Source organism: Klebsiella sp. CN_Kp106 (genome assembly GCF_040064575.1).
Taxonomy (GTDB): domain Bacteria; phylum Pseudomonadota; class Gammaproteobacteria; order Enterobacterales; family Enterobacteriaceae; genus Klebsiella; species Klebsiella michiganensis.
The window spans coordinates 21185-46225 of record NZ_JBEAIG010000014.1 but is presented as its reverse complement, the minus strand read 5'-3'; the positions used below and the strand labels follow the sequence as shown (position 1 = coordinate 46225).

The window sequence follows — 25041 nt, the reverse complement described above, 5'->3', positions numbered from 1 at the left end:
TGCGGGCGCCTCGGCGCCCGCGTTAACAGGAGAGAGATATGTTTGATTTACTCCTGCGCCGTGCGCGCCTCGTCGACGATACCCTGACCGATATCGCCATCCGGGACGGTAAAATCGCGGCGCTTGGCGAGATTAGCGCGCCTGCGCGCAAAACCCTTGAGCTGGACGGTCGCTATTACATCAGCGCAGGCTGGATTGACTCTCACGTTCACTGCTATCCGAACTCGCCGATTTACCATGATGAGCCGGACAGCGTGGGGGTTGCTACCGGCGTGACCACCGTGATTGACGCGGGCAGCACCGGCGCGGACGATGTGGATGATTTCTACCAGCTGACCCGCAAAGCCGCGACCGAAGTTTACGCCCTGCTTAATATCTCCCGCGTCGGGCTGATTGCCCAGAATGAACTGGCCAATATGGCGAATATCGACGCGGAGGCGGTGAAGCAGGCGGTCAACCGCTACCCGAACTTTATCGTCGGTCTGAAGGCGCGGATGAGCAGCAGCGTGGTGGGGGAAAACGGCATTACGCCGCTGGCGCGCGCAAAGGCGATTCAGCAGGAAAACGGCGGCCTGCCGCTGATGGTGCATATTGGCAACAATCCGCCCGACCTGGATGAGATCGCCGACCTGCTGACCTCCGGCGACATCATTACCCACTGCTACAACGGTAAACCCAATCGTATCCTGACGCCGTCCGGCGAGCTGAAAAGCTCGATTTCCCGCGCGCTACAGCGCGGCGTGCGCCTTGATATCGGCCACGGCACCGCCAGCTTCAGCTTCGAGGTGGCGCGGCGGGCGATTGCTATGGGCATTCTGCCGCACACCATCAGCTCCGATATTTACTGCCGCAACCGTATCGACGGCCCGGTGCGATCGCTGGCGCTGGTGATGTCGAAATTCCTCGCCATTGGCATGTCGCTGCCGCAGGTCATTGACTGCGTGACCGCTAACGCCGCTGAAGGCCTGCGTCTTAGCCACAAAGGGCGGCTGGAAGTGGGTTACGACGCCGACCTGACGCTGTTTACCCTCGCGCAGACGCCAACGGTGCTGGTGGATGCGGAAAAAGAGAGCCTTCAGACCGACAAGATTCTGCTGCCGCTTGCCGCCGTTCGCGCGGGCAAGGGCTATCTGACCGAACAAGGGAGCGCGGAAAATGCCTTCGATTTTTGAGAAATATGATTTAAAACAGGTGATTAATACCTCCGGTCGTATGACCATTCTCGGCGTCTCCACGCCGCGGCCGGAAGTGGTGGACGCCGCGATGGCGGGGATGAACCAGTACTTCGAGATGAAAGATCTGGTCAATAAAACCGGCGCGTATATTGCGAAGCTGCTGGACGTGGAAGGGGCGACCGTCGTCTCCTGCGCCTCGGCGGGCATCGCCCAGTCGGTGGCGGCGGTGCTGGTAAAAGACAGCGACTGGCTGCTGGAAAACCTGCACGTGACGCCGATTGAAAACAACGAAATCGTGCTGCCTAAGGGTCATAACGTCAATTTTGGCGCGCCGGTGGGCACCATGGTGGCGCTGGGCGGCGGCAGGCTGGTGGAAGCGGGCTACGCCAATGAATGTTCCGCCGGGCAGCTGGCGGCGGCCATTACCCCGCGCACCGCGGCCATTCTGTATATCAAATCCCACCACTGCGTGCAGAAAAGCATGCTCAACGTGGCGCAGGCGGCAGCGGTGGCGCAGAGCCATAATCTGCCGCTGATTGTCGACGCGGCGGCGGAGGAAGACCTCCAGGCCTACTATCGCGCCGGCGCGGATCTGGTGATTTATAGCGGCGCGAAGGCGATCGAAGGGCCGACCAGCGGGCTGGTGATTGGCAAAACCCAATACGTTGAGTGGGTTAAACGCCAGTCGAACGGCATTGGCCGGGCGATGAAGGTGGGCAAAGAGGGGATCCTCGGCCTGACCTGCGCCATTGAGCACTATCTGACGGCGCGCAAAGAGAGCGGTGAAGAGATGGTGGCGAAGATGACGCCGTTTATTCAGCAGCTCAATACGCTCGATGGCGTCACCGCGCGCGTGGTCTGGGACAGCGCCGGCCGCGATATCGCGCGGGCGGAGATCAAGTTTGATGAAGCGGTGACCGGCGTCGATACCGGCGATCTGGTCAATGCGCTGAAGCAGGGCGAATACGCCATCTACTTCCGTGGCTATAAAGCAAATGAAGGCATTATTGAAGCCGATGTCCGCAGCGTGAACGCGCAGCAGCTGGAGATTGTCTCCCGTCGCATCGCAGAAGTTTTGAACAAGGAGAAAAACGCATGAAACTGACCCCTAATTTTTATCGTGACCGCGTCTGCCTGAACGTGCTGGCGGGGAGCAAAGAGAACGCCAGCGAGATTTATGAGGCGGCGGAAGGTCATGTACTGGTGGGCGTGCTCTCCAAAAATTACCCGGACGTCGCCAGCGCGGTTGCCGATATGCGTGAATACGCGCAGCGGATTGATAACGCGCTCTCCGTGGGACTGGGCGCGGGCGACCCGAACCAGTCGGCGATGGTCAGCGTAATTTCGCGTCAGGTGCAGCCGCAGCACGTCAACCAGGTATTTACCGGCGTGGCGACCAGCCGCGCGCTGCTGGGGCAGAACGAAACCGTGGTTAACGGCCTGGTGTCGCCAACCGGTACGCCGGGAATGGTGAAGATCTCCACCGGCCCGCTCAGCAGCGGCGCGCCGGACGGCATCGTACCGCTGGAAACGGCGATTGCGCTGCTGAAAGATATGGGCGGCAGTTCGATTAAATATTTCCCGATGGGCGGGCTGAAGCATCGCGACGAGTTTATTGCGGTGGCCGAGGCCTGCGCCCATCATGATTTCTGGCTGGAGCCCACCGGCGGGATCGATCTGGAAAACTACGGCGAGATCCTGCAGATCGCGCTGGACGCAGGGGTGAGTAAAATTATCCCGCATATCTACAGTTCGATTATTGATAAAGCCAGCGGTCACACCCGCCCGGCGGACGTGCGTCAGCTGCTTTCGATCACCAAACAGTTAGTAAAATAGCGCCGATTGTCCCTCACCCCGGCCCTCTCCCCAACGGGGAGAGGGTTAGGGCGAAGGGAAACCGCCACCGAACCATCAAGGAGTCACCATGCCAACCGCTCGTCACCTGCTTGTTGCTTCACTCTCTCTGCTCGCCGCCGGCGCCGCTGCGCAAACCCAGTACGCCTGGGTCGGCACCTACAACCCCAATGGCGAAGGGCTGTATCGCTTTACCGTCGATAGCCAGACCGGGGCGCTGCGCGATAAAACGCTGGTCGGGACGCTGCCTGACCTGGCCCAGCTTACCGTCTCGGCGGATGGCAAAACCCTGTACGGCGCCAGCGAAGTGGAAAAGGGAGTGGTGCAGGCGTGGCGCATCGGCAGCAACGGTGAACTGAGCGAGCTGAATCAGGTCGCTTCCGGCGGCGCCGGGCCGGTTTATCTCTCCCTGACCCCCGATGGACGTCATCTGCTGGTGGCAAACTACGTCAGCGGCAGTATCGCCGTGCTGCCGGTGAAAGAAGATGGTAACCTGGGCGATGCGGTGGATGTGCGTCAGGATCAAGGGCCTGCGGGCGCGGAACGTCCGGCGGCAGCCGTCGAAGGCAGTTTTGCCATCAGCGATCATAACGGCCCCCACGCCCATATGATCGCCGCCGATCCCAGCGGTAAATTCGTTTACTCCACCGATCTCGGCCTGGACCGGATCTATCAGTACCGGCTGGATAGCGCCACAGGGAAGCTGACGCCGAACGATCCGCCGTTTATCGCGGCCTCATCTCCCGGCGCCGGACCGCGCCACTTTGTGTTTACGCCGCAGGGCGACGGACTATGGTTGATTAACGAAGAGGCGTCGACGCTCACTTTTTATCATCTCGATAAGCAAAGCGGCCTGCTGCGCGAGGGGAAAACGGTCTCGGCGCTGCCTGCAGAGTATAAGGGCACCAGCTTTGCCGCCGGCCTGGTCCTGAGCCGCGACGGCAAGCAGCTGTACGTCGCCAACCGACTGCATAACAGTATCGCCCACTTTACGGTGCTGGCTGACGGCAGCCTGAGCCACCAGGACGATATCTGGACCCGCGGCGACTATCCGCGCACGCTGACGCTGGACAGTCAGGGGCAGTGGCTGTACGTCATGAACCAGCGTAGCGACAACATCACCCGCTTTCGCGTCGCGCCGAAGGATGGCAGGCTGACGTTCTCTCCGGACTACACCCCGGTTGGCAGCCCGTCGCAGATGGTGATATCCGCTCAACCCTGAGCCGTAAGAAAAAGGAACTGACATGCGATTTCCCCATCAACGTTTAGCGCAGCTGTTTACTCTGTTGCAAAACGAAACGCTGCCGCAGGAGGAGCTGGCGCAGCGGCTGTCGGTTTCTACTCGCACGGTACGCGCGGACATCACCGCGCTGAACGCGCTGCTGCTGCACTACGGCGCGCAGTTTATCCTCACCCGCGGCAGCGGCTATCAGCTGGTGATTCACGATCCGACGCGCTATCAGACGCTGGAAGAGAGCGCGCCGAAAGCGCAGCATATCCCGCGAACTGCGGCGGATCGCATCCACTTTTTGCTGGTGCGCTTTTTAACTTCCGCGTTTTCTATCAAGCTGGAGGATCTGGCCGATACGTGGTTCGTCAGCCGCGCCACCTTACAGGGCGATATGGTTGACGTACGCGAGCGTTTTCAGCGTTATCAGCTCACCCTTGAGACCCGGCCGCGCCACGGCATGAAGCTGTTCGGCAGCGAGGTCTCCATTCGCGCCTGCCTGACCGATCTGCTGTGGGAGCTGAGCCAGCCGGGGCCGCTGAACCCGCTTATTGGCGAAGAGGCGTTTGACGCCAGCGTACCGACGCTGCTGGCCGGCGTGCTGCAGGAGACGTTAACCCGCCATCACGTGCGGCTGACGGACGCGGGGGAGCGCTTTATCTGCCTGTACGGCGCGGTTGCCGTGCGCCGCGTGAGCGAAGGGTATCCGCTGGCGGATTTTAGCGCCGAGGATGTGGGGCAAAACGTACGCGACGCCGCACGCGAGCTGGCAAACACGATGCAGCAGCTGGCGGGCAAACTGCTTGCTCCGGCGGAAGAGGAGTGGCTGTGCGTCCACCTTGCCGCCCGCCAGGTGCAGGACGTCGATCCGGGCACCATCAGCGCCGACGACGATGAAGCGCTGGTGAACTACATCCTGCGCTATATCAATCAGCAATATAACTACAATCTGCTGGACGATGCCCAGCTGCATGCGGATTTACTGACCCATATTAAGACCATGATCACCCGCGTGCGCTACCAGATAATGATCCCCAACCCGCTTCTGGAAAATATCAAACAGCATTACCCCATGGCGTGGGACATGACCCTGGCGGCGGTATCGAGCTGGGGGAAATATACTCCCTACGCCATCAGCGAAAACGAGATCGGCTTTCTGGTGCTGCATATCGGCGTCGGGCTGGAGCGCCATTACAATATCGGCTATCAGCGTCAGCCGCAGGTGCTGCTGGTCTGCGATACCAGCAACGCGATGGTGCGGATGATTGAAGCCATCCTGCAGCGTAAGTATCCGCAGCTGGAAATTGCCGCCACCCTTTCGCAACGCGAATATGAACAGCGGGGAGAGATCGCGGAAGATTTTGTCATTTCCACCGTGCGTATCAGCGAGAAAGAGAAGCCGGTGGTCACCATTGCGCCGTTTCCTACCGACTACCAGCTCGACCAAATCGGCAAGCTGGTGCTGGTGGACCGCACGCGTCCCTGGATGCTGAATAAGTATTTTGATGAGGCCCACTTCCAGGTGATAGATACCCCGATGGATCAGCAGGCGCTGTTTGCCACGCTGTGCCAGCAGCTGCAGCAGGAGGGGTTTGTCGGAGCGGAGTTTCATGGGTCGGTGGTGGAGCGTGAGGCTATCGTCAGCACCATGCTCGGCGACGGGATCGCGCTGCCTCACGCCCTCGGCCTGCTGGCGAAAAAGACCGTGGTCTATACGGTCATCGCCCCGCACGGTATCGCCTGGGGCGATGAAACCGCGCATATCATCTTCCTGCTCGCCATCAGCAAAAGCGAGTATGAAGAGGCGATGGCGATCTACGATATTTTCGTCACCTTCCTGCGCGAACGGGCAATGGCCCGCCTTGCCGCCACCCGCAGTTTTGCTGAGTTTAAAACGGTGGCCATGGAGTGCGTTAGCCGGTTTTGATTTTTTACCGTACGGCCCTTCGCCACGTTTTATGCATCTGTCACCGTTCACAAAATCATGCCACGACCGTCGTCACCTGTCCCGGAAAACTAATTTGAATTACCCCGCCCCATATGCAGATTAACTTCGACTGGGCGGTGAGGGCGGGCATATTTCCTACCAGCACCGTTGGCGAACCGGGCATCCATGGGGCGGGCGTTGTCGGAATACAGGGCATCGGCGTCAGCACACCGAGCGCCGCGGCGGTGGCGGCGGCAACCGTCGGATTGGTAATACTGCTGCACATCCCGAACGGCATAATGTTCACAAACGGTTTGTTATCCATAATATTCGCCATCGGCATGTTACTGACGATGGTACGGTTGGCGGGCAGTATGTTCAGCGTGCCAGGCGCGATGCCAAATGAACACTGCAATAATGCGCCGGTACAAACTCCGGGACAGCTCATGGTTATACCCCCAGTTGCCGCCATAGTCGGCGGACGATGACTCGCGGAATAAACTGATGCGCCTTTATAACATTAAGTGCCCGTTTATTAGTTTGAACAGATACTACATAACCAAAGTAATAAATAAAGTAGATGCGTTTTTTGATTCACATCACTATTTATAACTTAACCTGTTAAAGCGTTAATATCAGCGAGCGGTTTTCATCGATGTATATTTTTTATTGGTTGCTTTACATCTAATTGATTTTGATTAATTAATTGTTTTAATTTGATTTTTATCAATTTTCACTCGGTGATTGGCAACGAATAATTTGATTGATATTTATTTGTGGTTGTGTCTTTTATATTTCTTATAGTTGCCGTGAAAAATACCATTTGAATAGTATGGCGACATAAGTAGCGCTACGAATATTCTCGTAATAAGAAAGGGTGAATATAGGCGAAGACGCTTAGCATTAAAGTCATTGTATTAGTTCAATGTGCGTAAAAATAACGGGAATGTGAAAAAAAACGGTGCGATTCGGCTGATGGCGGAATTGCCGCTACCGGTTACCGTCTGATTGATAAGGAGTAAACCATGGAAGCGCTTTTTTTAAAGCTCGACAATATCGAAGGTGAAAGTCAGGCCAAAGGATTTGAAAAACAGCTTGAGATCATGACCTTCAGCCATAACGTGGCGATGCCGGTCACCAACGATGTCAATAATAATGAACGCACCTCAGGGCGGGCGTATGTCGGTGAAATATCGTTGACCAAGTTTGTCGATCTCGCGACGCCAAAGCTCAATGAGTACTGCTGTAGCGGGAAAATGATTAAAGAAGCTGTGCTGACGTTGTGCCGTAATGATAACGGTAAAATGCTGCCATTCATCATATATACCCTGACGAATGTCGTTATCTCACATCTGAGCGTTAGCGGCGGTTCCGGCGGCAAGCCGGTCGAAACGATGTCGCTGAACTTTACCAAAATTAAATGGGAAATCACCGCTCAGAAATCGGATAGTCAGAAAGAATGCAACGTCTCTTCCGTTTGGGATATGGCGACGAATAAAAAAGGTAGCTGAGGGTGGAAGCTTCGCACCGCCTGCCTTTCCGGTAAATTATACCGCTATAAAATCAAGCTACGTAGCGCCGGGTATCAGGTCGGGGATGAGGAGGTTATCGTTCCTGCGATCGCCGTAGGTCGGTGCGATGGTGATGATGTTTATCATCAGGCTGACCGGCGTTAGCGCTGCTGCTGAAAAGGAGTTTCCTATGCCCGAAACCACCATAATAAAACTCACCGCTCCAACCTTAACCGGCCTCACCGCCGCGACCGCGCGCACCGAATCGCAACTTAACGGCCTGACCACCGCGACCATCGCCGCTACCGCCTCTGCGCCATTAACCCTTAATACCGCGCTGGCGGCCCACCTTACCGCCGCCATAAACAGCGCTGACTACGACGGGCTGATCGCCGAAGCGCGCCTGCTTCCGGCAAACGGCAACGCTGTCCGCTATCAGTTTGTGCTGCGCCCGTGGCTGTGGTGGCTGACGCTCGCCAACAACAACCGCGTTTTCCAGAACCTCAGCGCGCAGGAAATCGTCGCGAAAGTGTTTAAGGATGCCGGATTTAGCGACTACACATTCCAGCTCAAAACCCAACCCCAAAAACGCGAATACTGCCTGCAATATAACGAAAGCGACTTCAATTTTGTCTCACGGCTGCTGGAGCAGGAGGGGATCTTCTGGTTCTTCACCCATAAAGAAGGCAAGCACACGCTGGTGCTGGCGGATGATAATAGCGCCTTCCCGGCCATTTCTGGCGGCAAAAAGGTGAAGTATCAGGCAACATCAAGCGGCGCCCGGGAAACCGGGATGATTCGCCAGGTAGAGCTGCGTTTACAGGCCATCGCGCAGGGGTCACATCCCGGCAATGATAAATCTGAGCAGCCGAAACAGCTGATCGCCGAAAGCGACTGCGCAGCGCTGATGGCAGGGTACTGGTTTACCCTCGCCGAACATGACGACAAAGCATTAAATATCGACTGGCTCATCACCGCCGTCAGCCATGAATATGACGGTGAACGCTATCGCAACCGCTTTACCGCTATCCCGAAAGCCACGCCGTATCAACCACAGTACGCCACGCCAAAGCCGTTTATGCATACGCAAACCGCAACGGTGGTTGGCAAAAACGGAGAAGAAAACTGGACCGACAAGCTCGGACGGGTAAAGGTGCAGTTTCCGTGGGATCGGGAAGGCAAAAACGATGAGACCAGCTCCTGCTGGCTTCGGGTCGCTACCGCCTGGAGCGGCAATGGTTTTGGCGCGCAGTTTATCCCGCGTATCGGCCAGGAAGTGGTGGTGAGCTTTATCGACGGAGACCCGGATAAGCCGCTCATTACCGGCTGTGTGTACAACGGCGCGAATGCCCTGCCGTATGCGCTACCGGCGAATCAAACCCAGTCCGGTATTAAAACCCGCAGCGAAAAAGGCTTCAACGAACTGCGCTTCGACGACAAAAAAGATGCCGAGCTGCTGGCGATGCAGGCGCAAAAGGACTTCCAGCTCAACATACTGAACGACAGTCACACCACGATTAGCCACGATGAAATTCACAGCGTCAAAAACGATCGCACCCGCACCATCGAAGAGGGCAACGAAACCGTCACCCTGAAAAAGGGCAGTCGCACGGTGAAAATTGACAAGGGCAGCGACATGCTGGAGGTGAAAGAGAAACGCAGCGTAACGGTGAAGGGCGATCAGGAACACGCCATCGACGGTAATGAGACGCATAAGGTAAAAGGCAACTACACGCTCAATGTTGACGGTAATCTGACGATTAAGGTCAGCGGCACGCTCACCCTGGAGAGCGGCAAAACCCTGGACATAAAGAGTGGGGCGGGTCTTAACGCCAGCGCGTCAGGCAGCATGAAGCTGGATGCCGCCTGCATCGCCAGTGAAGCCAAATCCTCACTGACCCAGAAAGCGGCAACCATTAGCCAGGAAGCTAAGGCTACTCTGACCAGCAAAGCCAGTGCCACCCAGACCGTTGACGGCGGCGGGATGCTGGTGATTAAAGGTGGTCTGGTGAAAATTAACTGATGAACGCCATGCTGGTATTAACGCAAATGATGTACAACCTGGTTGCTGCTGCCGCGCCAGATCAGCGCCGGGTCTTTTAAGTCCTGCACAAATTTGCCATCAACCAGCACGTTGATGAGATCCACCACCTGCATCTGCGCGGCGTTAAGTTCGTCCAGCTTGTAGCCGGTCCACACCCAGATATCTTTGCCGGGGCACTCGGCGCGAACGCGCTGCACCAGCTTAAGGATCTCCGGGACGTTCTGCGGGTGCAGCGGGTCGCCGCCGGAAAGCGTGATCCCCTGGCGCTTAACGCGGGTATCGTTGAGGTCAGCAATAATGCGGTCGGCTATCTCGGCGGTGAACGGCATGCCGGAGTTTAGCCGCCAGGTGCTCTTGTTATAGCAGCCGGGGCACTCGTGAACGCAGCCGGAAACGAACAGGGTGCAGCGAGTGCCCGGACCGTTAACGATATCTACCGGGTAGTACTGATGGTAATTCATTTTTCGCTTCTCAATTAACGCCATAGCCGCGTTGGCTGCGCTCGCTCACCCCAGTCACGTACTTAATGTACGCTCCCGGGGATTCCCTCGTTTGCCGCCTTGCTCTGACGCGAATTGCTTTGCGAAAACGGAGGGGCTTTGCATTTGTAAAGGGAACGGCTCCCGGCGTCGCTGCGCTCGGCCGGGCTACGAAGAGCCGCATACGCGGTTGTAGCCCGGATAAGGCGCTTTGCGCCGCGATCCGGGAACGGCTCGAGTGGCCGGCCGGTCCCCTATCCCGGCAGGGCAGAGGATTAGGGGGAGGGGCTAAACCACCCGGAATTAACCGATCTGCCCGTTGCCCAGATGCTTCACGCGACGCTTCACTTCTTCCTGCTTGCCGGCGTTGAACGGACGGGCGTCCGGGCTCCCGAGATAGCCGCACACGCGGCGGGTTACCGACACGCGGGAGGCATCATGGTTGCCGCATTTCGGGCAGGTGAAGCCTTTGCTGGTGCATTCGAACTCACCGGTAAAGCCGCACTCGTAGCATTCGTCGATCGGCGTATTGGTTCCGTAATAGGGCACGTGCTGATAGCTGTAATCCCACACGTCTTCCAGCGCTCTCAGGTTGTGCTGAATATTCGGGTACTCGCCGTAGCAAATAAAGCCCCCGTTAGCCAGCGGCGGATAAGGCGCTTCAAAATCGATTTTATCGTACGGGTTCACCTTCTTCTCTACGTCAAGGTGGAAGCTGTTGGTGTAATACCCTTTATCGGTTACGCCTTCGATCACGCCGAACTCAGCGGTATCCAGACGGCAGAAGCGGTCGCAGAGGTTTTCGCTCGGCGTGCTGTACAGGCTAAAGCCGTAGCCCGTCTCGTCTTTCCACTGGTCTACCGCTTCGCGCAGGCGCTGAACGATGGCGACGCCTTTCTCACGCAGCGCTTCGCTATCGTACATATGCTTGTTGCCGAACAGCGCGTTGATGGTTTCATGAATGCCGATATAGCCCAGCGAAATCGACGCGCGGCCGTTTTTGAAAATCTCAGAGACGTCGTCGTCCGCTTTCAGACGCACGCCGCAGGCGCCTTCCATATACAGAATCGGCGCCACGCGAGCCTTCACCCCTTCCAGACGGGCGATTCGGGTCATCAGCGCTTTACGCGCCAGCTGCAGGCGTTCGTCGAGAAGTTTCCAGAACTCAGTCTCGTCGCCACGGGCTTCCAGCGCGATGCGCGGCAGGTTGAGGCTGATAACGCCGAGGTTGTTGCGGCCATCGTGCACCTGTTCGCCGTCCTCGTTTTCCCACACGCCGAGGAAGCTGCGGCAGCCCATCGGGGTTTTGAACGAGCCGGTCACCTTCACGACCTGATCGTAGTTGAGGATATCCGGATACATGCGCTTGCTCGCGCACTCCAGCGCCAGCTGCTTAATATCGTAGTTCGCATCGCCAAACTTGTGGTTCAGGCCGTCGCGAATGGCGAAGACCAGCTTCGGGAATACCGCCGTTTTACGGTTTTTACCGAGTCCCGCAATGCGGTTGCGCAGAATGGACTGCTGAATCAGACGCGATTCCCAACTGGTGCCGAGGCCGAAACCGAAGGTCACAAACGGCGTTTGACCGTTGGCGGTATGCAGGGTGTTCACTTCATATTCCAGCGACTGGAAGGCGTCGTAGCACTCTTTCTCGGTGCGGGAACGGGCGTAGCCTTCGGCGTCGGGAATGTGCCACTCTTCGGCAATTTTACGGTGCTTATTGAAGCTTTCGGTAACAAACGGCGCCAGTACTTCATCGATGCGGTTGATGGTCGTACCGCCATAAATATGGCTGGCGACCTGAGCGATAATCTGCGCCGTCACCGCGGTAGCGGTAGAGATAGACTTCGGCGGCTCAATCTCGGCGTTGCCCATTTTAAAACCCTGGGTCAGCATGCCTTTAAGATCGATCAGCATACAGTTGAACATCGGGAAGAACGGGGAGTAGTCGAGATCGTGATAGTGGATCACGCCGCGCTCGTGGGCCATGACCACGTCATGCGGCAGCAGGTGCTGGCGCGCGTAGTGCTTGGCGACGATGCCCGCCAGCAGATCGCGCTGGGTAGGGATGACTTTGCTGTCTTTGTTGGCGTTCTCGTTGAGTAACGCCGAGTTGGTCTGCTCAACCAGGCCGCGAATTTCCTGGTTCAGACGACCGCGCTTTTCACGTTGGCTATCGCGGTCGTGGCGATATTCAATGTAGGCGCGCGCCAGCTGCTTGTAGGGACCGGACATCAGCTGGTTCTCAACGGCGGTCTGGATCTCGCTGATATCCACCTGGGCGCGGCCCTGCATTTGCTGGCTAACGACTTCTGCGACGGTGGCGCAATAGTCTGCGTCATCGACTCCCGCTGCTTTAGCTGCACGTAGAATTGCTTCATTAATGCGCTCTGACTTGAACGGCACTTTACAGCCATCGCGTTTCATCACATGCGGTGTCATGATCACTCCATAATTTTTTACAGAACAGGTTATCCACAGAGGCGGAAGGTCAACCGAAGTCCCGGGGCGCTGTAGCTGCCGCCGTTTCCCTCCGATCCCGGCCCTTTTTATCCACATCCCATCACCGCCTGAGTACGATGGGTGTGGTGACATAATAGACTATTAATACAATATGTGGGGCCGGGACGCATTTTAAGTTCTATATGTAGTGCTTTGCATCAAAGATGTTTGCAATTTTATTGATGCAGAACAAAGTAAAAAGAGGAGAGCAGGAATGATGGGCGCTTGCGCTTAATGTAAATTTATCCGCTTATAAAATAAGCAAAAATGGGGCCTGAACGCAGGAAATTCAGGCCCGAAAGGGATAACGTCAGGCGAGCAGCGCGTCGTTAAGCAGGTCAACCAGCAGCAGCAGGGCGTAACGCGCGGCCTGCGCATTCTCAGGCAGGGGCAACAGCGCGGAGGCCATATTGCTCAACGCGTGGTTGGCGGGGGTGAGGGCGAAAATTGTCGCTTCCTGTACCCGGGCCAGCAGAGTCGCGCCCTGCAAAATCGCGTCGGCCTCGCCGGTTGCCAGCACCAGCAGGAGATGATCGTCGCTGAGGGTACTGGCGATCATCCGCATCAGGGCGCTGTCCTGGCAGAGATTCATCACGATCCCGATGGAGAGCAGCTGGTGCTGAAGCAGCGTCGCCAGCGCGATGTCCTGTGCGCCGAGGGCGAAACAGTGTACGGCGCGGGCATTTTGCAGGCGCGTGCGCAGCTTTTGCAGCGTTGATTCGGGCGTGCTCACCAGCTGCTGCTCAAGATATGTGCTAATCAGGCTTAATTTGTCGCGCCACGCGGCGGGCAGCGCGGCGCTCTCCTCGTTAAGCCAGCTGGTACGACGTTCGCAAGCCTGCGCCAGCTGCTTTCGCAAATCACGAATATCCTCGCAGCCGACGGAGCGGGCAAAGCGGGTAATTGTGGCTGCGCTCACGCCAGCGCGCACCGCCAGTTCATCAATCGAAGCGCTGGCGGTAAAACTTAAATTCTGCAGAATAAATGCCGCGACTCTTGATTCCTGAGCGCTAAAGCGAGTCATGCCTTCCTGTAACTGTCCTACGATATCCATGCTTTCAGCCTCTTTCTCCGCCACCGCCTGATTGAAAATATTTTTCAAATAATGAGGGCTTTTTATACCACGCAATCACGCACAATGCCTGAGATTATTGCCGCTTTCGCTTTTATGCCGGAGTAAAGAGGTGAAAAATAACGCTCCGATCACGTACGTGAAAAAAATTTTCATATAGCCTTCACCCATACCGGCACCTCGTCTTATAGTCGATGGTGTCTGTTTAGCGCTCGCTTACGCCAAATCCATTGGGAGGAATTATGCCACGTATCGTCCTGTGCTGCGCTGCCGGAATGTCCACCAGCATGCTGGTTAACAAAATGAAGGCCGAGGCGCAGCAGCGCGCGCTGGGGCTGGAGATTTACGCCGTACCCGTCGCCGAGTTTGAGCGCGAGTTGCCCAATGCCGACGTGATCTTACTGGGGCCTCAGGTGAAGTATGAAGCGGCCCGATTGACGGAGCTTGCTGCACCGCACGGGAAAGCCGTGGCGGTGATCGATATGGCGGATTACGGCATGATGCGCGGGGCCGCCGTCCTCGATAAAGCGCTCGCTCTGCTGAACTCCTAACCCTTACCCATCAACGCGTTCATTTCGCAACGCCGCTGCGGCCTTGCGCGGGGATCTGTACGCCAAAAATGAGGCCACTATGCAAACATTGAAAATTGCCGTCATCGGCGGCGGCAGCAGTTATACGCCGGAACTTGTCGAAGGCATTATCCTTCGCCATCAGCAGATTCCGGTCACGGAACTGGCGCTGGTGGATGTCGAAGCCGGGCGCGAGAAAGTGGCGATTATCGCCGCGCTGACCCAGCGTATGCTAAAGCGCCATGGCCTCGAACAGGTGAAGGTCAGCGTGCATTTCGGCCTCGATGAGGCCATTCGCGGCGCTCAATTCGTGCTGACCCAGCTGCGGGTTGGGCAGCTGGCGGCGCGGGCGGCGGATGAGCGGTTGGGGCTGAAGTACCATCTGCTGGGTCAGGAAACCACCGGCGTCGGCGGCTTTGCCAAAGCGCTGCGCACTATTCCGGTGATTTTACAGGTTGCCCGCAAGGTGGAAGCGCTGGCGCCCGACGCCTTTATCCTTAATTTTACCAATCCGGCAGGGATCGTGACGGAGGCGGTGAGCCGCTACAGCAGCGCGAAAATCATCGGCCTGTGCAACGTGCCCATCAATATGCAGCACATGATTGCCGGAATGCTGGACGCAAAAGAAGAGGAGGTCCGGCTGAGCTTCGCCGGGCTGAATCATATGGTCTGGGTACACAAGGTGATGCAGGGGCGGGAAGAGGTGACCAGTAAGGTCATCGACATGCTGTGTGACGGTCAATCGCTCTCGATGAACAATATTCAATCGCTGCCGTGGCCGGCGGAGTTTCTGCGGGCCCTGAAGGCCATCCCCTGTCCCTATCATCGCTATTTCTGGCTGACGCCGGCGATGCTGGCGGAAGAGATTGAGTCGGCCAAAACCAAAGGCACCCGCGCGGAACAGGTGATGAAGGTGGAACAGGAGCTGTTTGATATCTATGCCCGGCCCGAGCTGGATGAAAAGCCCGAACAGCTGAGCTTCCGCGGCGGGGCGTACTATTCCGAAGTGGCGGTGGAGCTGATTAACGCCATCTACAACAATCTTGGCAAAGAGATGGTCGTCAACACCCGCAACAACGGCGCGATTCACGGCTTCGATGATGATGCGGTGGTGGAAATTAACAGCATTATTGACGCGCAGGGCGCACGACCGCTGGCCTTTGGCGCGCTGCCGCCGATCATGAACGGGCTGACGCAACAGGTGAAAGCCTTCGAGCGCTTGACGATTGAGGCCGCGGTCCACGGCTGCCGGGATAGCGCGCTGCTGGCGCTGGTGAGTAACCCGCTGGTCGGGAATGTGACCGATGCCCGGGCGCTGCTTGATGAGGTGTTAACCATCAACCGCCCCTGGTTAACGCAGTTTAACTAAACTTTTCCGCCTTCGGGGATACCACTATGTCTCGTACTTCATTTATTGAACGCTCTGTCATGCCCGCCGCGCTGAAAATCGGCGGTCAGAAGCATGTCCTGTCGGTACGCGACGGCATTATTCTCAATATGCCGTTTATGCTGATTGGCTCGTTTTTCCTGATATTCGCCTACCTGCCGATTCCCGGCTACGGTGAGATGATGACCAGCGTGTTTGGCGATGCCTGGCGCGATAAGATGCTGTACCCGGTCAAAGCGACCTATGACATCATGGCGCTGCTCTCCGCGTTCGGCATTGCCTACCGCCTGGCGGAAAAATATCGCACCCTGGACCCGCTCAGCGCCGGGGCGATGTCGCTGGTGGCGTTTGTGATGACGATCCCCCAGGTGACGCTCTTTACGCCGGCAGACGGTTCGGCGGCGCAGCTTGTCAAAGGCGTGCTGCCGGTGGGGATGATTGGCAGCCAGGGGCTGTTTGTGGCGATTGTGATTTCGCTGCTTTCCACGGAGATCTACCGCCTGGTGGCCAGCCGTAATCTGGTGATCCGCATGCCGGAGGGCGTACCGCCCGCGGTGGCGAAATCTTTTCTCGCCCTGATCCCCGGCTTCTGCGTGCTGGCCGTGGTGCTGGCGCTGCGCCTGATCGTTGAAGCTTCGCCGTTCGGCGATATCAATAGCATGATTACCACCCTTATCGGTATTCCCATGTCGCACGTCGGCGGTTCGCTGCCGGGGATGATTATCTCGGTGATCCTGATTGGTATCCTGTGGACCCTGGGGCTGCACGGCGACACCATTGTGCTGGTGTTTATTCGCCCGGTCTGGCTGTCGAATATGTCGGAAAACCTGGAAGCGTTTCAGAATGGGCTGCCGATCCCGCATATCATCACCCAGCAGTTTTATGACCTGTGGATTGCGCCCGGCGGTACCGGAGCGCTGCTGGGGCTGGTGATTTTTATGCTGCTGCGCAGCCGTAGCCAGCAGATGAAACAGCTGGGGAAAATTGCCGCGCCGGGAGCGCTGTTCAATATCAGCGAGCCGATGGTATTCGGCATTCCGCTGGTGATGAACCCGTACTTCTTCCTGCCGTTTATTTTGACGCCGGTCCTGCTGGTGATTGTCTCGTATACTGCGATGGCCACCGGGCTGGTGATGAAGCCGGCGGGGATTGCGCTGCCGTTTACCACGCCTATTTTTATGAGCGGCTATCTGGCGACGGGAGGGCATATTTCCGGCGCGGTGCTGCAGGTGGTGAACCTGGCGATCTCGCTGGTGATCTATTATCCCTTCTTCCGGGTATGGGATCGCCTGAAGGCGAAAGAAGAGCAGGCGTCCGCGCAGCCGGAAGCCAGCGCGACGCTGTCTGCGGCCGATCGTATTTAAAGCATATTCCCGGAGGCGGCGCGTGACGCGCCTGTCCGGGCTACCGGCTCGCAGAAGAGGGTGAACCTGTAGCCCGGGTAAGCGCAGCGCGACCCGGGACTCTCAGCGCAAGTCGGGTAGGGGTTACTCCTGCAGCCACCATACCGCTTCAAACGGACGCAGGGTCATATCGGCAGGGCGGTTCGCCGCTTCCGCGTAGTTGCTCATCAGCATCCGCCAGTCGCCGCTCATCGCTTCCGGCTGCCAGCGCTGGAACTCGCGGCTCAGGTTCGCCACGACCACCAGGGTTTGCCCCTGCCACTGACGGCGATAGCACCACAGCGACGGATGTTCCGGCAGCAGATCCTGATAGTCGCCCCAGGTCAGCACCGGCGTGCTCTTGCGCAGCGTAATCAGCCGCTGATAGGCATAAAACACCGATTCCGGGTCCGCCAGCGCCGCCTCGGCGTTAATCTCGCGATAGTTATCGCACAGCGCAATCCACGGCTCGCCGGCGGTGAATCCGCCGCCCTCACCGCTGTTCCACTGCATGGGCGTGCGGCTGTTATCGCGCGATTTGCTGGCCAGAATCGCCAACAGTTCATCCGCATCCCGGCCCTGCGCCGCGCGTTCGATAAACATGTTGTGGCTTTCAACGTCGCGATAATCGGTGATGCGCGTAAAGTGCGGGTTGGTCATGCCAATCTCTTCGCCCTGATAGATATAGGGCGTGCCCTGCATGCCGTGCAGCACCATCGCCAGCATTTTCGCCGCCGGGACGCGGTACTCCCCCTCGTCGCCGAAGCGGGAGACGATGCGCGGCTGGTCGTGATTACACCAGAACAGCGCGTTCCACGCGCGATTGTGCATCCCCTGCTGCCAGTGCCTGAACAGCGATTTCAAGGCTACAAAATCCGGGCGCGCCAGCGTCCACTTCTCGCCGCCGGGATAGTCCACCTTCAGATGGTGGAAGTTAAAGGTCATCGATAGCTCGCTGCCGTCGAGCGCCGCGTACTTCTGGCAATGCTCAAGCGTGGTGGAGGACATTTCGCCCACCGTCATCAGGTTGCGCGGGGTAAAGACATCGCGGCTCATCTCCTGCAAAAATTCGTGCGCTCGCGGACCATCGGTATAGAAGCGGCGGCCGTCGCCCGCGGTATCGGACGGGAAGGTCTGGTCTTTGGAGATAACATTGATCACGTCGAGGCGCAGGCCATCGACGCCGCGATCGGCCCAGAATTCGCAGACTTTTTTCAGCTCCGCGCGCACCGCCGGATTTTCCCAGTTCAGATCCGCCTGCTCGACGGCGTACAGATGCAGATAGTACTGCTCGCTTTCGGCGTGCCACTGCCAGGCGTTGCCGCCAAACTTAGATTGCCAGTTGTTCGGCGGCGTGGTCGGTTCGCCGTCGCGCCAGATATAGAACTGACGATACGGGCTCTCTTTGTTGAGCGCTTCGCGGAACCAGGCGTGCTCGGTCGACGTGTGGTTCAGCACCATATCCAGCACGATACGAATTCCTCGCGCCTTCGCCTGGGCCACCAGCTCGTCGAAATCGTCGAGCGTGCCGTAGGCGGGATCGATAGCGGTATAGTTGGCCACATCGTAGCCGTTATCCACCTGCGGCGAGACGTAAAACGGCGTCAGCCAGATAGCGTCAACGCCGAGTTTTTGCAGATAGTCGAGGCGGGAGGTCACGCCGCGCAAATCGCCGGTGCCGGTCCCGGTGGTGTCCTGGAAACTCTTTGGATAGATTTGATAAATAACGCCGTTTTGCCACCAGAGGGGAAGGGTATTCATATTGCGTTCCTGCTACAAAAAAGGGGGGCGACAGCGCGCCCCGAAAATAAGACGTCAGACAATCTGTAAGGTGCCCTGGCGGAATTTGCGCTGGTAAACAACCGTTGTCAGGACAATCGGCACGACCACGGCGATAGCCATCGCCAGCGCGTAAACCTGCCAGTAGGTTGGTTGAATGGAGAGGATACCCGGCAGGCCGCCGACGCCGATGCCGTTGGCCATCACGCCGTTCAGTCCGCACAGCAGCCCGGCAAGACCGGAGCCGACCATCGCGCAGAGCATCGGGAAGCGGTATTTCAGGTTGATGCCGTACATGGCTGGTTCCGTCACGCCGAGGTAGGCGGAAATGGCCGCCGGAACGGAGATTTCGCGTTCGTTCTGCTTGCGGCTGGCGATGATGATTCCCACCACCGCCGATGCCTGGGCGATGTTGGACAGCGCGATCAGCGGCCAGACCGGCGTACCGCCCATGCTTTGAATCATCTGCATATCGATGGCGAGCGTGGTCTGATGGACACCGGTAATCACCAGCGGCGCGTACAGGAAGCCGAATAGCGCGGCGCCAATCGGCGCGAAGCTGCCGGTTAACAGATGACGCACGGCCCAGGCCACGCCGTCGCCAATCATGCGGCCAACCGGGCCGATAAAAGCGTGGGCGAGAAAGACCGCCAGGATCAGCGAACAGACCGGCACGATCACCAGATAGAGGTAGTCAGGCACGATGCGTTTCAGCCGCGTTTCGATAAAGCCGAGCGCCAGCCCCGCCATCAAGGCCGGGATCACCTGCGCCTGGTAGCCGACTTTCTCAATGGTGAACAGGCCGAAGTTCCATACTTCCGGCACCTGCTGGCCCAGCAGGTAGGCATTCATCAGCTGCGGAGAAACTAACGTAACGCCCAGCACGATGCCGAGGATTGGCGTGCCGCCCATTTTCTTTACCGCGGACCAGCAGATACCCACCGGCAGGTAGAAGAAGATCGCCTCGCCAATCAGCCACAGGAAGTCATAAAGGGTTTTCAGCGACGGGTGCATCTGCGCCAGCGTCTGGCCGTTGCTCATCGGCAGATCGCCGATCACGTTGCGGAAGCCTAAGATCAGGCCGCCGCTGATCAGCGCAGGCAGCAGCGGGAAGAAGATCTCCGCGAAGTGTGAAATGAGCTGTTCATGCCACTTCATATTCTGCCGCGCGGCTTTCTTGGCTTGTTCTTTATCGGCGCTGGCCTGGCCGGTGGTCGCCAGCAGCGCTTTATAGTAGTCGCCAACCTCGGTACCGATCACCACCTGGAACTGCCCGGCGTTGGTAAAGCAGCCCTTCACCATGCGGAGCTGTTCAATTTCTTTCGGTTTGGCAATGGCTGGATTATTCAGCACAAAGCGCAGACGGGTAATACAGTGGCTGACGGTGGCGATATTGTCGCGCCCGCCCACCAGTTCGATAAGTTTATCGATGTCCTGCTGATTCACTTTACTCATGATGAGGCCTCATGACCGAGGGGAGAGGTTGCATTTAACTTGCATTGGATCCTACTCGCTCCGTTTGAATTGCAAAATGGGAACGTTCCCGAAACCCAGCGAAGATCACATAAATCGTTAAGACAGGCTTAATTCAGTACGGCGGGAATCACGATTTGACGGGGTTCACGGTTTCCGGCGATCTGCTCGATCAGCTGCTGCGCCGCCTGGCGTCCGGACTCGGCGTAGCCGGGATCGACCGTCAGGATCTCCGGGTGGAGAAACTTCATCAGCGGCGTGCTGCCGACGCTGGCGAGCTGGAGACGATCGATTCCCTGCTGCTGGAGATATTTGCTGGCTCCCAGCGCGAGGGTATCGGTGGCGCAGACCAGCGCGCTGGTTTCAGCCGACAGCACGCCGGCAACGTTTTCGTAGCCCTGCTTCATGCCCAGGCCCGGCAGCGCGGCGAGGGGCGTGAGGTGTTTTTTCTGGCAGAAATCGAGGTAGGCCTGGTGGCGGCGCTGCCCGGTGGTGATGTCGCTGTGCGGCACGCCGAGGAAACTGATGTGGCGATGCCCGCGATCGTACAGGCGCTGCATCAGCATCCTGATCGAACCTTCATCGTCATAGCAGACGGAGGCGATGCCCGGTGCGTCGCGGGCCAGCAGCACCAGCGTCTCTCGCCACGGGGTGAGCATCTCTTCATGGATGCCGGTGAAACCAAACAGCACCACGCCGTCGATATTGCGCCGGGCGAGCATGCCGAGATGCTCCTCGACCAGCGCCGGGGAAAACTGGCTCTCCATCATAATCGGATCGTAGCCCTGAGCGTAAAAGGCGGGAAGCATGGTCTGTACGGCGAGGTTTTCCGACAGCGAATCCAGACGGGTAACGATGATTGCCACCACTTTATCGCTCTGGCCGCGCATCGCCCTGGCGGAACGTGAGGGCGAAAACCCGTGCTGCTGCATCACCGCTTCAACGCGCTCACGCGTGCGTTCGCTGACGCCGCTTTCGTTGTTAAGCACGCGCGATACCGTCGATTTCCCGACGCCGCTTAAGCGTGCGATATCTTTGATGGTCAGCCGGTTTTGCATGCAGAGTTCTCGTTGTGGTCCGCTTAAAGTGAGCCTAATGCTACTCAACGAAACCACAATGAGCAAAGTCTGGTTTACGTCTGGTTTAGTTGCCCGGGGGTATTATCGCCATAATAGCCACAAATAGATTATCGGCGACGGTATAATTCGCGCCGTTTGTATTCATTTACCGGAGATTTTATGGACCCCGATCCCACTCCTCATCCTCGATGGAGCCCCCTTTTTTTCCGGTAAATCTGCGTAGCGCTGCTTTACCGGAAGCGTAAAGCAGCGATGTCTTTGACGTCCCTGCCATAAAAATAACATGCCTGACAGGTAAGGTTGACTCGTGCCTGTCGGTAGCCTGCGTTCGCTCGCGCGAGCGCGGAGGGACTGTTTATGTTTAAAAATTTTACCCGCCAGCTGTTTGCCCAGCTTGGTCGTCATTTACCGCGTCGTTTAGTACAACGCGATCCGCTACCCGATGCCCGCAATCTGGCGAGCGCGCCGATCCCGGACTCCCTCGGCAAGCAGTGCCTGGACGTGGCGGCAATGGATGAGAATGAAATCTGGCGCGCCTTCGCCAGCCATCCGGAAGGGCTAAATGCGGGCGAAGTGGCGCAGAAAATCGCGCAGTATGGCGAAAATCAGATCCCGGCGCAGAAGCCGTCGCCGTGGTGGGTGCATCTTTGGAGCTGCTATCGCAACCCCTTCAACCTGCTGCTGACCGTTCTGGGTATCGTCTCCTACTCAACGGAAGATCTGTTTGCCGCCGCGGTTATCGCCCTGATGGTGGGGATCTCCACGCTGCTGAACTTTATTCAGGAAGCGCGTTCAACTAAAGCGGCGGACGCCCTGAAGGCGATGGTCAGCAACACCGCGACGGTCCTGCGGGTGGTGAACGAGCAGGGCGAGAGCCGCTGGTGCGAGCTGCCCATCGACCAGCTGGTGCCGGGGGATATCGTCAAGCTATCGGCGGGAGACATGATCCCGGCAGACCTGCGCGTCATTCAGGCGCGCGACCTGTTTGTCGCTCAGGCCTCGCTGACCGGTGAATCGCTGCCGGTCGAAAAAGTGGCCCGCACCCGCGACCCGCTGCAGGCAAACCCGCTGGAGTGCGACACCCTGTGCTTTATGGGCACCAACGTGGTCAGCGGTTCGGCGCAGGCGATTGTTTTCGCTACCGGCGGCGGCACCTGGTTTGGCCAGCTGGCTGGCCGCGTCAGCGAGCAGGAAAGCGAGCCGAACGCCTTTCAGAAAGGCATCAGCCGGGTCAGCATGCTGCTGATCCGCTTTATGCTGGTGATGACCCCGATCGTGCTGCTGATTAACGGCTACACCAAAGGCGACTGGTGGGAGGCGGCGCTGTTCGCGCTCTCCGTCGCGGTGGGCCTGACCCCGGAAATGCTGCCGATGATCGTCACCTCGACCCTGGCGCGCGGGGCGGTGAAGCTGTCGAAACAGAAAGTGATCGTCAAGCACCTGGACGCGATACAGAACTTTGGCGCGATGGACATCCTGTGCACCGATAAAACCGGCACCCTGACGCAGGATAAAATCGTGCTGGAGAACCACACCGATGTCTCCGGCAAGGTGAGCGAACGCGTGCTGCATACGGCCTGGCTGAACAGCCACTATCAGACCGGGCTGAAGAATCTGCTCGATACCGCGGTGCTGGAGGGCGTCGAGCTGGAGCCAGCGCGCGGGCTGGCGGAACGCTGGCAGAAAGTCGATGAGATCCCGTTCGATTTTGAGCGTCGCCGCATGTCGGTGGTGGTGCAGGAGCAGGACAACGTCCATCAGCTAATCTGCAAGGGGGCGCTGCAGGAGATCCTCAACGTCTCGACCCAGGTGCGCTATAACGGCGACATCGTACCGCTGGACGACACCATGCTGCGGCGCATCCGTCGCGTAACCGACACCCTCAACCGTCAGGGACTGCGCGTGGTGGCGGTGGCGACGAAGTACCTGCCCGCCCGCGAAGGCGACTACCAGCGCGCGGATGAGTCAGACCTGATCCTCGAAGGCTATATCGCCTTCCTCGATCCGCCTAAAGAGACCACAGCCCCGGCGCTGAAAGCGCTGAAGGCCAGCGGTATTACGGTCAAAATCCTGACCGGCGACAGCGAGCTGGTGGCGGCGAAAGTCTGTCATGAAGTCGGGCTGGACGCGGGTGACGTGGTGATCGGTAGCCAGGTTGAAGCGCTGAGCGATGATGAACTGGCCGAGCTGGCAAAACGTACCACCCTGTTTGCTCGCCTGGCGCCGCTGCACAAAGAGCGTATCGTGACCCTGCTGAAACGCGAAGGACACGTGGTGGGTTTTATGGGCGACGGCATTAACGACGCTCCGGCGCTGCGCGCGGCGGATATCGGTATTTCCGTCGACGGCGCGGTGGATATCGCCCGCGAGGCGGCGGATATCATCCTGCTGGAGAAGAGCCTGATGGTGCTGGAAGAGGGGGTTATTGAAGGCCGCCGGACCTTCGCCAATATGCTCAAGTACATCAAAATGACCGCCAGCTCCAACTTCGGTAACGTCTTCAGCGTGCTGGTCGCCAGCGCCTTCCTGCCGTTCCTGCCGATGCTGCCGCTGCATCTGCTGATCCAGAACCTGCTGTACGATGTCTCCCAGGTCGCCATTCCGTTTGATAACGTGGACGATGAGCAGATCCGTAAACCGCAGCGCTGGAACCCGGCGGATCTCGGCCGCTTTATGGTCTTCTTTGGGCCAATTAGTTCCATATTCGATATTCTGACGTTCTGCCTGATGTGGTGGGTGTTCCACGCCAACACGCCGGAACATCAGACCCTGTTCCAGTCCGGCTGGTTCGTGGTTGGCCTGCTGTCGCAGACGCTGATTGTGCATATGATCCGTACGCGGCGGATCCCGTTTATCCAGAGCCGCGCGGCCTGGCCGCTGATCGTGATGACGCTGCTGGTGATGGTGGTGGGGATTGCGCTGCCGTTCTCGCCGCTGGCGGGCTACCTGCAGCTTCAGGCGCTGCCGCTCAGCTATTTCCCATGGCTGATTGCGATCCTTGCGGGCTATATGACGCTAACCCAGATGGTCAAAGGCTTCTACAGCCGCCGCTACGGCTGGCAGTGAGCGAGGCGCTTTACGTGCAGAAACAACAAAGGCAGCCACGGGCTGCCTTTGTTCATACTGTCTACGATTAGCGACGAATGGCGATCGCTTCGATCTCAATTTTTACGTCTTTCGGCAGACGCGCCACTTCCACGCAGGAGCGCGCCGGGAAGGTGGCGTTGTGCTCGGTGAAGAAGGCTTCATAGGTGGCGTTAACGGTGGCGAAATCGTTGAGGTCTTTGACGAAAACGGTGGTTTTAACGATATCGCCCACTTTCAGGCCCGCGGCTTCGACGATAGCTTTCACGTTCTCCAGAGACTGACGCGCCTGCGCGGCGACGTCTTCCGGCACGCTACCGGTTTTCGGGTCTACCGGGATCTGGCCGGAAGTGATGATCATGTTACCCAGATCAACGCCCTGAACGTACGGGCCGATGGCTGCTGGCGCATTTTCCGTCGCGATAGTTTTAGACATGAGTTCTCCTGAAATATGTGAATGTAATCTGACTGGCGTGGGTCATTATAAAGAGTGCTG

At 58.0% G+C, this 25041-nt stretch carries 19 protein-coding genes; 11 read left to right on the top strand and 8 right to left on the bottom strand.

Annotation, left to right across the window (positions count from 1 at the left end; translation table 11 throughout):
• Positions 1–38 precede the first annotated feature (38 nt).
• From ABLU96_RS07735 to ABLU96_RS07715, 5 genes are all read left to right on the top strand, one after another.
• Positions 39–1172, top strand: coding sequence for an amidohydrolase/deacetylase family metallohydrolase (locus ABLU96_RS07735; RefSeq protein ID WP_064405963.1), 1134 nt, complete (start codon positions 39–41; stop codon positions 1170–1172).
• The gene (locus ABLU96_RS07730) at positions 1156–2274 is read left to right on the top strand and encodes a DgaE family pyridoxal phosphate-dependent ammonia lyase (RefSeq protein ID WP_014227652.1); all 1119 of its coding nucleotides are present in this window, start codon (positions 1156–1158) and stop codon (positions 2272–2274) included. The genes ABLU96_RS07735 and ABLU96_RS07730 overlap by 17 nt, the downstream gene beginning before the upstream one ends.
• Complete coding sequence (locus tag ABLU96_RS07725) at positions 2271–3011, top strand: KDGP aldolase family protein (RefSeq protein WP_064405961.1); 741 nt, start codon at positions 2271–2273, stop codon at positions 3009–3011. Before ABLU96_RS07730 ends, ABLU96_RS07725 begins: the two co-directional genes overlap by 4 nt.
• A gap of 88 nt (positions 3012–3099) precedes the next feature.
• The gene (locus tag ABLU96_RS07720) at positions 3100–4251 is read left to right on the top strand and encodes a lactonase family protein (RefSeq protein WP_064405958.1); all 1152 of its coding nucleotides are present in this window, start codon (positions 3100–3102) and stop codon (positions 4249–4251) included.
• Between the two features lie 22 nt (positions 4252–4273).
• Positions 4274–6184: a PRD domain-containing protein gene (locus tag ABLU96_RS07715; protein WP_064405957.1), complete on the top strand. Its 1911-nt coding sequence runs from the start codon at positions 4274–4276 to the stop codon at positions 6182–6184.
• Positions 6185–6239: 55 nt separating this feature from the next.
• Here ABLU96_RS07715 and ABLU96_RS07710 read toward each other — a convergent pair whose 3' ends face one another.
• Positions 6240–6632: a DUF4280 domain-containing protein gene (locus ABLU96_RS07710; RefSeq protein ID WP_064405955.1), complete on the bottom strand. Its 393-nt coding sequence runs from the start codon at positions 6630–6632 to the stop codon at positions 6240–6242.
• A 577-nt stretch (positions 6633–7209) separates the two neighbouring features.
• Between ABLU96_RS07710 and ABLU96_RS07705 the strand changes: the two genes are divergently transcribed.
• Together ABLU96_RS07705 and tssI are read left to right on the top strand one after the other, a co-directional pair.
• Positions 7210–7695 carry an Hcp family type VI secretion system effector gene (locus tag ABLU96_RS07705; protein WP_064405953.1) on the top strand — a complete coding sequence of 162 codons (486 nt, stop codon included), beginning with the start codon at positions 7210–7212 and terminating at the stop codon, positions 7693–7695.
• 190 nt (positions 7696–7885) lie between these two features.
• On the top strand, positions 7886–9718 hold the full coding sequence (tssI, locus tag ABLU96_RS07700) for a type VI secretion system tip protein TssI/VgrG (RefSeq protein WP_064405993.1): 1833 nt from the start codon (positions 7886–7888) through the stop codon (positions 9716–9718).
• A 17-nt stretch (positions 9719–9735) separates the two neighbouring features.
• On the opposite strand, the gene nrdG is transcribed toward tssI, so the two are convergent.
• The 3 genes from nrdG to ABLU96_RS07685 form a co-directional block, all read right to left on the bottom strand.
• Positions 9736–10200 carry an anaerobic ribonucleoside-triphosphate reductase-activating protein gene (gene nrdG / locus ABLU96_RS07695; protein ID WP_032718943.1) on the bottom strand — a complete coding sequence of 155 codons (465 nt, stop codon included), beginning with the start codon at positions 10198–10200 and terminating at the stop codon, positions 9736–9738.
• 321 nt (positions 10201–10521) lie between these two features.
• Positions 10522–12660, bottom strand: a complete 2139-nt coding sequence (gene nrdD, locus ABLU96_RS07690) for an anaerobic ribonucleoside-triphosphate reductase (RefSeq protein WP_032695170.1) — start codon at positions 12658–12660, stop codon at positions 10522–10524.
• Between the two features lie 370 nt (positions 12661–13030).
• The gene (locus ABLU96_RS07685) at positions 13031–13774 is read right to left on the bottom strand and encodes a MurR/RpiR family transcriptional regulator (RefSeq protein ID WP_064377815.1); all 744 of its coding nucleotides are present in this window, start codon (positions 13772–13774) and stop codon (positions 13031–13033) included.
• A 260-nt stretch (positions 13775–14034) separates the two neighbouring features.
• Here ABLU96_RS07685 and ABLU96_RS07680 point away from each other — a divergent pair, with 260 nt between their 5' ends.
• The 3 genes from ABLU96_RS07680 (at position 14035) to celB (ending at position 17112) form a co-directional block, all read left to right on the top strand.
• The gene (locus ABLU96_RS07680; RefSeq protein WP_014227662.1) at positions 14035–14343 is read left to right on the top strand and encodes a PTS sugar transporter subunit IIB; all 309 of its coding nucleotides are present in this window, start codon (positions 14035–14037) and stop codon (positions 14341–14343) included.
• A 79-nt stretch (positions 14344–14422) separates the two neighbouring features.
• Positions 14423–15730 carry a 6-phospho-beta-glucosidase gene (locus tag ABLU96_RS07675; RefSeq protein WP_046878189.1) on the top strand — a complete coding sequence of 436 codons (1308 nt, stop codon included), beginning with the start codon at positions 14423–14425 and terminating at the stop codon, positions 15728–15730.
• Between the two features lie 26 nt (positions 15731–15756).
• The gene (gene celB, locus ABLU96_RS07670; RefSeq protein ID WP_046878190.1) at positions 15757–17112 is read left to right on the top strand and encodes a PTS cellobiose transporter subunit IIC; all 1356 of its coding nucleotides are present in this window, start codon (positions 15757–15759) and stop codon (positions 17110–17112) included.
• Positions 17113–17235: 123 nt separating this feature from the next.
• Here the strand turns inward: celB and treC are convergent, their stop codons facing one another.
• From treC to treR, 3 genes are all read right to left on the bottom strand, one after another.
• Entirely contained in the window at positions 17236–18891 is a 1656-nt protein-coding gene (gene treC / locus ABLU96_RS07665) for an alpha,alpha-phosphotrehalase (protein WP_046878191.1), read from the bottom strand.
• A 54-nt stretch (positions 18892–18945) separates the two neighbouring features.
• Positions 18946–20364, bottom strand: a complete 1419-nt coding sequence (treB, locus tag ABLU96_RS07660; RefSeq protein WP_014227666.1) for a PTS trehalose transporter subunit IIBC — start codon at positions 20362–20364, stop codon at positions 18946–18948.
• A gap of 128 nt (positions 20365–20492) precedes the next feature.
• The gene (treR, locus tag ABLU96_RS07655) at positions 20493–21440 is read right to left on the bottom strand and encodes a trehalose operon repressor TreR (RefSeq protein WP_014227667.1); all 948 of its coding nucleotides are present in this window, start codon (positions 21438–21440) and stop codon (positions 20493–20495) included.
• A 378-nt stretch (positions 21441–21818) separates the two neighbouring features.
• Between treR and mgtA the strand changes: the two genes are divergently transcribed.
• Positions 21819–24527 carry a magnesium-translocating P-type ATPase gene (mgtA, locus tag ABLU96_RS07650; RefSeq protein ID WP_046878192.1) on the top strand — a complete coding sequence of 903 codons (2709 nt, stop codon included), beginning with the start codon at positions 21819–21821 and terminating at the stop codon, positions 24525–24527.
• Positions 24528–24594: 67 nt separating this feature from the next.
• Here mgtA and ridA read toward each other — a convergent pair whose 3' ends face one another.
• Positions 24595–24981: a 2-iminobutanoate/2-iminopropanoate deaminase gene (gene ridA / locus ABLU96_RS07645; protein ID WP_009652347.1), complete on the bottom strand. Its 387-nt coding sequence runs from the start codon at positions 24979–24981 to the stop codon at positions 24595–24597.
• Positions 24982–25041 lie beyond the last annotated feature (60 nt).

What these genes read in the sequence shown, in the direction of transcription:
- ABLU96_RS07735 (WP_064405963.1), top strand. Translation starts at nt 39, where the DNA reads ATGTTTGATTTACTCCTGCGCCGTGCGCGCCTCGTCGACGATACCCTG.
- ABLU96_RS07730 (WP_014227652.1), top strand. Translation starts at nt 1,156, where the DNA reads ATGCCTTCGATTTTTGAGAAATATGATTTAAAACAGGTGATTAATACC.
- ABLU96_RS07725 (WP_064405961.1), top strand. Translation starts at nt 2,271, where the DNA reads ATGAAACTGACCCCTAATTTTTATCGTGACCGCGTCTGCCTGAACGTG.
- ABLU96_RS07720 (WP_064405958.1), top strand. Translation starts at nt 3,100, where the DNA reads ATGCCAACCGCTCGTCACCTGCTTGTTGCTTCACTCTCTCTGCTCGCC.
- ABLU96_RS07715 (WP_064405957.1), top strand. Translation starts at nt 4,274, where the DNA reads ATGCGATTTCCCCATCAACGTTTAGCGCAGCTGTTTACTCTGTTGCAA.
- ABLU96_RS07710 (WP_064405955.1), bottom strand. Translation starts at nt 6,632, where the DNA reads ATGAGCTGTCCCGGAGTTTGTACCGGCGCATTATTGCAGTGTTCATTT.
- ABLU96_RS07705 (WP_064405953.1), top strand. Translation starts at nt 7,210, where the DNA reads ATGGAAGCGCTTTTTTTAAAGCTCGACAATATCGAAGGTGAAAGTCAG.
- tssI (WP_064405993.1), top strand. Translation starts at nt 7,886, where the DNA reads ATGCCCGAAACCACCATAATAAAACTCACCGCTCCAACCTTAACCGGC.
- nrdG (WP_032718943.1), bottom strand. Translation starts at nt 10,200, where the DNA reads ATGAATTACCATCAGTACTACCCGGTAGATATCGTTAACGGTCCGGGC.
- nrdD (WP_032695170.1), bottom strand. Translation starts at nt 12,660, where the DNA reads ATGACACCGCATGTGATGAAACGCGATGGCTGTAAAGTGCCGTTCAAG.
- ABLU96_RS07685 (WP_064377815.1), bottom strand. Translation starts at nt 13,774, where the DNA reads ATGGATATCGTAGGACAGTTACAGGAAGGCATGACTCGCTTTAGCGCT.
- ABLU96_RS07680 (WP_014227662.1), top strand. Translation starts at nt 14,035, where the DNA reads ATGCCACGTATCGTCCTGTGCTGCGCTGCCGGAATGTCCACCAGCATG.
- ABLU96_RS07675 (WP_046878189.1), top strand. Translation starts at nt 14,423, where the DNA reads ATGCAAACATTGAAAATTGCCGTCATCGGCGGCGGCAGCAGTTATACG.
- celB (WP_046878190.1), top strand. Translation starts at nt 15,757, where the DNA reads ATGTCTCGTACTTCATTTATTGAACGCTCTGTCATGCCCGCCGCGCTG.
- treC (WP_046878191.1), bottom strand. Translation starts at nt 18,891, where the DNA reads ATGAATACCCTTCCCCTCTGGTGGCAAAACGGCGTTATTTATCAAATC.
- treB (WP_014227666.1), bottom strand. Translation starts at nt 20,364, where the DNA reads ATGAGTAAAGTGAATCAGCAGGACATCGATAAACTTATCGAACTGGTG.
- treR (WP_014227667.1), bottom strand. Translation starts at nt 21,440, where the DNA reads ATGCAAAACCGGCTGACCATCAAAGATATCGCACGCTTAAGCGGCGTC.
- mgtA (WP_046878192.1), top strand. Translation starts at nt 21,819, where the DNA reads ATGTTTAAAAATTTTACCCGCCAGCTGTTTGCCCAGCTTGGTCGTCAT.
- ridA (WP_009652347.1), bottom strand. Translation starts at nt 24,981, where the DNA reads ATGTCTAAAACTATCGCGACGGAAAATGCGCCAGCAGCCATCGGCCCG.